This window comes from Streptomyces sp. NPDC041135 (assembly GCF_055592085.1).
The window spans coordinates 1-9292 of sequence record NZ_JBVIYZ010000063.1; the positions used below are offsets into that span (position 1 = coordinate 1).

8 protein-coding genes are annotated in these 9292 nt (G+C 72.8%); 1 reads left to right on the forward strand and 7 read right to left on the reverse strand.

All coding sequences use genetic code 11. The features are described 5' to 3' along the window. Positions 1 to 248: 248 nt before the first annotated feature. Positions 249 to 962: a DUF4097 family beta strand repeat-containing protein gene (locus ACZ6CZ_RS37185; RefSeq protein WP_469030394.1), complete on the forward strand. Its 714-nt coding sequence runs from the start codon at positions 249 to 251 to the stop codon at positions 960 to 962. A 76-nt stretch (positions 963 to 1038) separates the two neighbouring features. Here ACZ6CZ_RS37185 and ACZ6CZ_RS37190 read toward each other — a convergent pair whose 3' ends face one another. From ACZ6CZ_RS37190 to ACZ6CZ_RS37220, 7 genes are all read right to left on the reverse strand, one after another. Beyond that, complete coding sequence (locus ACZ6CZ_RS37190; protein WP_469030395.1) at positions 1039 to 1971, reverse strand: TauD/TfdA family dioxygenase; 933 nt, start codon at positions 1969 to 1971, stop codon at positions 1039 to 1041. Next, complete coding sequence (locus ACZ6CZ_RS37195) at positions 1968 to 2819, reverse strand: 4'-phosphopantetheinyl transferase family protein (protein WP_469030398.1); 852 nt, start codon at positions 2817 to 2819, stop codon at positions 1968 to 1970. Before ACZ6CZ_RS37195 ends, ACZ6CZ_RS37190 begins: the two co-directional genes overlap by 4 nt. 4 nt (positions 2820 to 2823) lie before the next feature. Further along, positions 2824 to 3762, reverse strand: coding sequence for a TauD/TfdA family dioxygenase (locus ACZ6CZ_RS37200; RefSeq protein WP_469030400.1), 939 nt, complete (start codon positions 3760 to 3762; stop codon positions 2824 to 2826). Next, complete coding sequence (locus ACZ6CZ_RS37205) at positions 3759 to 4583, reverse strand: thioesterase II family protein (protein WP_469030403.1); 825 nt, start codon at positions 4581 to 4583, stop codon at positions 3759 to 3761. Before ACZ6CZ_RS37205 ends, ACZ6CZ_RS37200 begins: the two co-directional genes overlap by 4 nt. Then, complete coding sequence (locus ACZ6CZ_RS37210; RefSeq protein ID WP_469030405.1) at positions 4570 to 5862, reverse strand: MFS transporter; 1293 nt, start codon at positions 5860 to 5862, stop codon at positions 4570 to 4572. The genes ACZ6CZ_RS37205 and ACZ6CZ_RS37210 overlap by 14 nt, the downstream gene beginning before the upstream one ends. Continuing rightward, complete coding sequence (locus ACZ6CZ_RS37215) at positions 5859 to 6812, reverse strand: ornithine carbamoyltransferase (protein WP_469030406.1); 954 nt, start codon at positions 6810 to 6812, stop codon at positions 5859 to 5861. Before ACZ6CZ_RS37215 ends, ACZ6CZ_RS37210 begins: the two co-directional genes overlap by 4 nt. Before the next feature lie 58 nt (positions 6813 to 6870). After that, the coding region (locus ACZ6CZ_RS37220; protein WP_469030409.1) for an amino acid adenylation domain-containing protein at positions 6871 to 9292 on the reverse strand (2422 nt) is incomplete at its 5' end.

Sequence of the window (9292 nt, forward strand, 5' to 3'; positions counted from 1 at the left end):
CGGGGCGTGGCACGCACATCTGCCGCGTTGTCGTCGGTCCTCGACGCTCCGCGTCGACTCCCTCCTCCGCCTTGCAGCTGCACGCACCACGCCCCACTCGGGTCGGCCGAAAGGCGCAGTTCCGCTCAGCCGACCTGATCCAAACGACAGGCCCTAGGCCCTGTCACCGGCTTTCCGCCCGCCCGCACCCGCGCGGACCTGAGCACCCGAAACCGTCCTGAGCACCGAACGAAGAAGAGGCCACCATCATGAAGCTCCGCGCCCGCCATCTGTCCGTCGCCGTCTTCGCGCTGGCAGCCGGGGTACTCGCCACCGGCTGCGAGGCCGGCCAGGAGGGATCCAAGAGCACGAGCAGCTCGTACGACGTGACCGGGAAGGTGTCGGCGCTCGACGTGCGCACCCCCGGCGGCGACATCAGCGTCGTCGCCGGTGACGGCAGCACGGTCCGGGTCACGGAGAAGGTGACGTACAGCGGTGACCGGCCGCGGACGCGGCACACCACGCGGGGCGGCACCCTGCTGCTGGCACCGGGGGCCGGCTGCGCCGTCGACGGCGGGGCCTCCAAGTGCACGGTGGACTACACGCTTCAGGTGCCCAGGTCCCTCGCGGCCGTCCTGGACAGCAAGGGCGGGAACGTCTCGGTGTCCGGGCTGGCCGGCGCGCTGGAGGTGAAGTCCGGCGGAGGCCGGGTCACCGCGGACCGGGTCACCTCCAAGCGGTTCACCGTGGAGGGAAGCGGCGGTGCGATCGACGCCCGCTTCACCGGCGCCCCGGACACCGTGGACATCGACACCCGGGCCGGCGACGTGTCGGTGCAGGTGCCGGCTGCGGAGGCGTACGCGGTGAAGGCAACCAGCAACGGCGGCTCGTCGAAGGTGGACATCAAGACCGATCCGGCGGCCGCCCGCAGGATCACACTGCACACGGACGGCGGCGACGTGCGGCTGAGCGCCGTGAGTTGAGCGTCCGCGGCGCGGCGACGGGCCGGGCACCCTCTCCTGGGGGGGTCCCCGGCCCGTCGCCGTCGCCCGGGGCGCGTCAGCCCTCCCACGGTTCCGCCATGGCGACGGCTATGCGGCGCGGGCCCGTAAAGGGCTCGCGGCCGTGGGCGGCGAGCATGTTGTCGACGACCAGGATGTCGTCACGTTCCCAGTCGAAGCGGGTGGACGCGGCGCGGTAGGCCGCGCGCAGGTGGTCCGTCACCTCGTCGGGGATGCGGCCCCCGTCCCCGTAGTACGTGTTGGTCGGCAGGTCCTCCTCGTCGAAGATCTCCCTCAGCCCCTGCCTGACCTCCTGGGCCAGCGAGGTGACGTGGAAGAAGGTCGCGTGGTTGAACCAGACGGGCTCGCCGCTGTCGGGGTGGGTGTGCACGGCGCGGCGCACCGCGGTGGTGCGCAGCCCGCCGTCCGGCCGCCAGTGCGGGTGCAGGCCCTTGCCGCGGCAGTACTGTTCGACGGCGTCCCGGTCGGAGGTGCCGAAGGCCTCCTGCCACGGCACGCCGAACTCGGCGTGGAAGTTGCGTACGACGCGCCAGCCGCGCCGCGTGAACTCCTCGCGGACCTCGCGGTCGATGTGCCGGTGGACCTCACGGATGTCGGCGAGCGGGGTGGCGCCCTGGGTGAGGGCCGGCTCGATGCACAGGAAGTACAGGGTGCGCGGCCAGACCGCCTGGTAGGAGTTCTCGTTGTGCAGGAAGATCTCCTCGTCACGGGGGTAGTCGGTCGAGGTGTAGACCTGCCCCTTGATGGTGGAGCGGGGGGAGGAGCGTTCCGCGTAGGTGAGCGGCGCCGAACCGGAGAACCCGCGGACCACGCCGTCGAACCCGTCCACCCCGCCGACCTCGAAGCCGCGCAGCAGGATCGCTCCGCGTTCGGCGAGGACGCGGCGCAGCGTGCTGTGGTGGTCGCGGAGGTAGGCGTGCACTGAGGTGCCGCGGGTGCCGGGCGGCGCGAAGAACTCGACAGAGGTCATGCGGCGTTGGCTCCGTTCTTCTCGGTGCCGTGGACCGGGGCGGCGTACGCGTCGGTGTCGCGCCGGTCCGTGGCGTACGGGATGCTGCCGTAGGGCGTTCGCCGGAACTCTCGCCCGTAGTCGCGCAGCAGCACCGGGCCCGTGCTGCCGGCCTCCCGGGCGAGCGCGGCGAACAGTCCCGGGCCGGCCGGCAGGTTCTGCACCGTCCAGGTGTCCGGGCCGTTCGGTTCGGCGTGGGTGACGCGGACCGGGCCGTCGTCGGCGGGGCGCACCTCGATGGTGCGCAGGTCGGCGACGATGCCCACGCCGGAGGCCTTCACGACGGCCTCCTTGCGGGTCCAGCAGCGGAAGAAGGTCTCCAGGCGGCGTTCCTCGGTGGGCTGAGCCCGCACGAGGGCGAGTTCGGCGTCCGTGAGCACGATCGCGGAGGAGCCCTGGACGTCGACGGTCCTGCCGTCCTCGACGTCGGCGCCGACCTGGTGGCCGGCGACGACGGCGAGCAGCCAGTGCCCGCCGGAGCGGGACAGGTTGAAGTCGAGGCCGCTGGGCGGCCAGTCGACGCGCGGGCGCCCGTGCTCGGGGTCCTCGCAGCGCGGGCAGGGACGGCGCCCGAGTTCGATCCGCTCGGGTGGCACGCCCAGGTAGCGGGCCAGGACCCGGCGCAGGGCGGCATGGGCTCCCGCGTACCGGACGGCCGCCTGCTGCGACCTGCGTCGTACGATCTCGAGTTCGGCGGTGGAGAGCAGGGCGGCGTCCTCGGGGAGCAGTACGTCCGTCGTGCGGCCCCGCCAGACATGGACGGCGTCCTGCGTCCGCAGCCGTTCGAACTCGGCGGTTTCGGCGGTCATGGTGTCACTCGTCCGACATCGCCACCAGCACGCGGCGGGGGCCGGTGAAGGGCCGGCGGCCGTGGGCGAGCAGCACGTTGTCGATGAGGAGGACGTCCCCGGCGCGCCAGTCGACGTCGACGGCGTTGGCCAGGCCGCGGTCGCGGATCTGGGCCACGTACTCGGCGGGGATCGGGCTGCCGTCGGCGAAGGTGACGTTCTGCGGGAGTTCGTCCTCGGGCAGGATCTGCGCGAGGGCCGCGGCGGTGTCGTCGCCGAGGCCGGCCGGGTGCCACTGGTCGGCCTGGTTGAACCAGCCTTCGGCGCCGGTGACGGGATGCCGGGTGGTGGCCGGGCGGACCGCTTCGACGTGGATGCCGCCGTCGGCCTTCCACTCCCAGCCGGCTCCGGCGCCGTCGAGGAAGGCTTCGACCTGTTCGCGGCTGTCGGTCTCGAAGGTGTCCTGCCAGCTCTTGCCGAGGCCGTAACCGTCGTGCAGGTTCTGGATGTAGCGGACACCGCCGGCGAAGGCCCGCCTGACCTCGTCGTCGAGGGAGTTGAGCCATGTCGCGGAGTCGACCACCGGGGTGGCGCCGCCGCTGCCGGGCCGAGTCTGGCAGTAGAAGGCGAGCCGGGCCGGCCAGGCGTGGGCGTAGCTCATCTCGTTGTGCATGGAGATGGTGAATTCCGGCGGGTACTCGGTCGAGGTGTAGACGTTGCTGCCGACCTTGGTGCGCGGCGAATTGCCGTGCACGTAGGCCAGGCGGTTGGGCAGCAGCAGGTCGAGGACTTCGTCCAGGGCGTCGGGAGTCACTCCGAAGCCGCGGAAGACCAGGGCTTTCTCCTGTACGAGGAGTTCGCCCAGTTCGTCGCCCATCGCCGCGAGGCGGTCGACGAGTTCCTCCGTGCCGCCGACCAGCTCGGTCTCGATCTCGAGTGGTGACCATATCTGCTGTTCGGTCATGGGCCGATCCCTTCACTGTTTTCCGATTGTCGCGGGGACGCTATAAACCTTCTATTTCGCCCGACCGCGGTCAGCTGCTGTGCGATGTCGGCCGTCAGCTCCGCCTCGCACGGGTCGAGGTAGAAGTGGTCCCCGGGGAAGGACCGCACGCTGAAGCCGTCCGCCGTGGTGAGTTCCGCCCAGGCCGCGACCGCTGCGCGCTCACGGCCGTAACCGGGGTCGCTGTCGCCGGCGTAGGCGCCGACGGGGGCGCGTACGGGTAGCGGACGGCCGGGCCGGTACGTCTCGATGAGCCGGTAGTCGGCGCGCAGCGCGGGCAGCAGCAGTTCCCGCAGCTCGGGCACGTCGAAGACCTCCGAGCCCAGGCTGCCGAGGCGGCGGACGCCCGCGATCAGCGTGTCGTCGTCCGCCCGGTGCAGCCCGCTGTGCCGGGCCCGGTGCGGGGCGCCCCGGCCGGAGACCATCAGGCGGGCGGCCGTGATGCCGTGCCGGGCCTCCAGGCGCAGCGCCACCTCGTAGGCGACGGCGGAGCCCATGCTGTGGCCGAACAGGGCCACCGGCAGGTCGAGGTAGGCGACGAGCGCCTGGGTGATCCGGTCGGCGAGGGTCGCCATGTCCTCGACGCACGGCTCGGCCAGCCGGTCCTGCCGGCCGGGGTAGCGGACGGCGAGCACCTCGATGTCCTCGGGCAGTCTCGACGGCCAGCCGCTGAACAGCTGGGCGGTGCCGCCGGCGTGCGGGAAGCACACCAGTCGCAGCCGCGGCCGCACAGACCGCCGGTGCACCCGGAACCAGGCGTCCGGGCTGTCAGCTCCCGTCATGTCCCTCTCCTTCTCCCCCGTGGGTTTCGATGCCGGCGTGGTCGTCCTCGGTGCGCAGGGCGGGGGTGAGCGCGGCGCCCAGGGACAGCAGTGCCATCGCGGCGCCGGTCAGCAGGATCGACTCGCCGGCGCCCCACAGTTCGAGGGCGAGGCCGGCGAGGAGCGCGCCGAGCGAGTTGGTGCCGGAGGAGATGAGGTTGGCGGTGCCGGCGACGCGGCCCTGGAACTCGTCCGGTGTGGTGCGCACCTGGTAGACGGCGGCGGTGACGTTGAAGACGGCACCGACCAGGCTCGTGCCGGCGAACAGCAGCCCGAGCAGCAGCGGCTGGGCGTGCGTGAAGGAGATGGCTGTCATCAGGCAGGCCCAGACGCCCAGCCCGCCGACGAGTGTGGTGCGCTGGCCGCACCGGCGTGTCCACCAGCCGCCGGTGAGCGCGCCGAGCATGCCGCCGATGCCGCCGCCCGTCACGACCACCGCGAGAACGGCCTCCGAGCGGCCCTCGTCCTTGATCATCAGGATCACGGCGAGGCTGAGGACCTGGAACAGCGCGTTGGTGCCGGCGACGAAGGCGAGCGCGGTACGCAGGAAGCGCCGGCGCCACAGCCACGCCATGCCCTCGGCGACTTCGCGGTGCAGCGTCTTGCGGGCGGCGGTCCGCTCGCCCTGGAAGTCCTTCCTGATGGACAGCAGCGTCAGCAGCGAGACGAAGTAGGCGACCGCGCCGAACAGGAACGGCACCGAGCGCACCGCCGTGTAGAGGAGGATGCCGGCGGGCTGCCCGAGCAGGCCCGCGGCCCGGCCTCGCGCCTCGTTCTGTGCGAGCGCCTGCGGCAGCTGCTCCTGGGGCACCACGTTGCGTACGGCGCCGCGTTCGGCCAGCCGGTAGAAGACGGTGAGGCCGGACTCGGTGAACGCGACGGCGGCGATGTGCACCACCGAGACGCCACCGGTGAGCACGGCGGCCGCGACGGTGGCGAGCGCCAGGGTTCGGCCCGCCTCGCACACCATCATCACGCGCCTGCGGTCCCACCGGTCCACGAGCGCCCCGGCCGGCAGCTGCACCAGCAGGGCGGGCAGCAGGGCGGCGAAGGTCACCAGGGACATGGCGACGGGCGAGCGGGTGTGCCAGAGCACGAGCAGCGGATAGGCGACCGCCGTGACCCGGGTGCCGAGGAACGACATGCCCGCTCCGGACCAGAGCAGCATGAAGTCGCGGTTCCTGCGCAGCGGCGGCAGCCGGGGGCCGGCGTCGGCCGGCGCCGCGGGGGCGACGGTCACCAGGACCGCCCCGGGCCGCCGGCGCTGCCGGTGGGTCCGCGCCGGCACCACTCCAGGACGGCCATGGCGCTGTGCATCTTGTTCTCGGCCTGCTGGAAGGCGAGGCTGGCGGGACCGTCGAGGACGCCGGCGGTGACCTCGTCGCCCCGGTGCGCGGGCAGGTCGTGCAGGAAGACGGCCTTGGGGCTGTCCTCCCACAGCGCCTCGCCGACCTGGAACGGCGCGAAGGTCTCCCGCCAGCGCGGGTCGGCCTTGCTGGTGCCGGTGGTCTGCCAGCGCGTCGTGTAGACGGCGTCCTGGTCGGCGGGCAGCGCGGCCATGTCGTGGCGCTCGGTGAACCGTCCGCCGTGGCGCTCGGCCTGCTCGGCCGCCCGGGCCAGGAAGCGGGCGGCGAGCCCGTAGCCGGGTGGGGTGCGCAGCTCCAGCTCGACGCCGGGGAAGCGGGTGAGGGCCAGCGCGAGGGCGGCGGCGGTGTTGTTGCCCTCTCCGACGTACAGGACGCGCAGCCCTTCCAGCCGGCCGAATCGGCCCAGCAGCGTGGTCAGGTCGGTGAGTGCCTGGGTGGGGTGCTCGTCGGCGCTCATCGCGTTGATGACGGACATCCGGTGCTGAGCGGCCCAGGCGCGCATCTCGGCGGGGTCGTCCGCGGTGCGGGCGACGAGCACGTCGAGCATCCGGGACATGACCCGGCCGGTGTCCTCGCTGGTCTCCCCGGTGTTGAGCTGCAGGTCCCCGGCGCCGTAGGAAACGATCTGCGCGCCGAGCCGCAAGGCGCCGGCCGAGAAGGCCGTGCGGGTCCGGGTGGAGGTGCGGCGGAAGTAGATGCCGGCGATGTCGCCCTCCAGTGGGCGGGCCCCGGCGGGACCCTCGGCGCCGAACTGGACGCCGCGGGCGACGACGGCCCGGAGGTCCTCGTCGGTGAGGTCGTCGATGGATATCAGATGCCGCACGGTGGGCGTCCTTTCGAGAGGGGGGCGGGGGCGGGTCCGGGGGCCGGACCCGCGGGGGTCACCGGGCCCATTGCCCGGCGCGTTCGCCGCCGCCGATCCCGGACTGCTCGCGCAGGGCCGCCGAGACGGCCTTGATGGCGGCTCGGCCCGACAGGGCATTGGTCAGGACCACGAAGCCGGTGCCGTCGCTGATGCGGACGATCATCATGTTGCGGTAGCCGTACGGTTCGCCGCCGTGCCCCGCCTCCAGGGCGGGGGCGTCTCCGTCGACCACGGTGCCCAGGCCGTAGAAGGTGCCTTCGCCGACCGGTGTGAGCAGTTGCGCGGCGAGTGGCTTCGACAGGAAGGCGAAGGGGTCGCCCAGGTAGGCCCGGCGCAGTTCGACGGCGACCTTGGCGAGGTCGGCGGCGGTGGACCACAGGCCGGAGGAGGCGAGGTGCGGTCCGACGCGCCAGCCGCCCTCCACCGGGTCGCCCAGCGGCCCGTGCCCGACGGCCGTCGGCCTGCCCGATGTCCGCGGGTGGTCCGGGTCGAAGCTGCTGTGTGTCATGCGCAGCGGCTCGAGGACGGTACGGCGCATCAGCTCCGCGAACGGCAGTGCGGTGACGTCCTCCAGCAGCCGCTGGATCACCCAGTAGTTGGTGTTGGACACCAGGAACCTGGTGCCGGGTGCCACCTCGCTGTGCACCTGGGCGAGCAGGTCGGACAGCGGCGGCAGCGCGGCGCCGGGGGTGAGCCCGGCGTACGGCACGGAGACCAGGCCCGACCAGTGCGAGAGCAGCTGACGCAGGGTGACGGCCACCGGGAGGCCGGCCGGGTCGGCGATCCGCCAGCCGCCGGTGAGCCGGGGGTTGACGTCCGTGTCGAGGTCGAGGACGCCCTCGTCGACCAAGCGCAGCACGGCCAGTGCGGTGACGTGCTTGCTGATCGAGCCTGCCTGGAAGAGGGTCGTCGCGGTGACGGGGTGCGTCGAGCCCGCCTCCAGAACGCCGTAGCCGTGCAGCGACGCGACCTCTCCGTCGCGCAGGACCGCGACCGCGACCCCGGGGATGTGGTGTTCGGCCATGACGGGCAACCGGTCGGCGGCGGGTGCCGCCGGGGTGCCGGAGACGGCCGGCGTCGTGCTGCCGGGGCCGGCCGCGGCGTCCAGTTCGGCGGCCAGCTCGGCCAGGGTGTGCGTCTGGTAGAGCATCCGCAGGGTGAGGGGCAGCCGCAGTTTCCGGGCGGCCGCCATCACCTTGATGACGAGCATCGAGTGGCCGCCGAGGTCGAAGAAGTTGTCCTCGGTGCCGACCCGGTCGAGGCCGAGGATCTGCTCCCACAAGCCCGCCATGACCTTCTCGGTCCCGGTGACGGGGGCCGTGTACGGGTGCGGTGCGGCGTCTGTGTCGGGGGCGGGCAGGGCGCGGCGGTCGGTCTTGCCGTTGGCGTTGAGGGGCAGGGCGGGCAGGGCGGTGAAGGTGGCCGGGACCATGTAGTCGGGCAGGTGCAGGGCGCAGAACGTGGCCAGGTCCTGCACGGGCGGCTGTTCGCCGTGCGTGTAGTAGGCGGCGAGCCGGCGTTCGCCGCCGCCGCTGTCGTGGACGGTGACGCACACCTCGCGCACGGCCGGGTGCGCGGCCAGGACGGCCTGCACCTCGCCCAGTTCGACACGGTAGCCGCGGATCTTGACCTGGTCGTCCAGCCGGCCCAGGAACTCCACCTCGCCGTCCGGGCGCCGGCGCACCAGGTCACCGGTGCGGTAGAAGCGTGCGCCCGCGGGCCCGAACGGGTCGGGCAGGAACCGCTCGGCCGTCAGGTCCGCACGCCCCGCGTAACCGCGCGCCACCCCGGTACCGCCGACGTACAGCTCCCCCGCCACACCCACCGCCACCGGCTGCAGGGCCGCGTCCAGGACGTACATCGTCATGTTGGGCAGCGGCCTGCCGATCGGCACGGTGCGGGAGGGGTGTGCCTCGGTCACCGGGTGGACGCAGGTGCCGACCGAGGCCTCGGTGGGCCCGTACTCGTTGATCATTTTTCCGGGGCCGAGCAGACGCAGCCACCGGTCGGCGAGTTCGGCGGGGAAGGCCTCCCCACCGGCCACGACCGTGTCGGTCAGCGCCGCGAGGGTCTGGTCGTCCAGCTGGTGGGCGAGGACCTCCAGGTGTCCGGGCGTCAGTTTGAGGAAGCTGTAGGGGGCGCCCGCGGCCAGGTGTTCGCCCAGCCGGTCCAGGCCGATGTCCTGGGAGAAGGTGCGCACGGCCTGGCCGGCGACGAGCGGTGCCCAGATGTTAGGCACGACCAGGTCGAAGGCGACGGACGAGAAGAGGGCGGTGCCGGTGCTGCCTCGGGACAGCAACTCCCGCGCCGCCCAGGCGACGTGGTTGACCAGCCCCCGGTGCCCGACCTCCACACCCTTCGGCGCGCCCGTCGAACCCGACGTGAAGACGACATACGCCAACCCGTCCAGATCGTCCACCCGCGGCGGAGCCGTCACC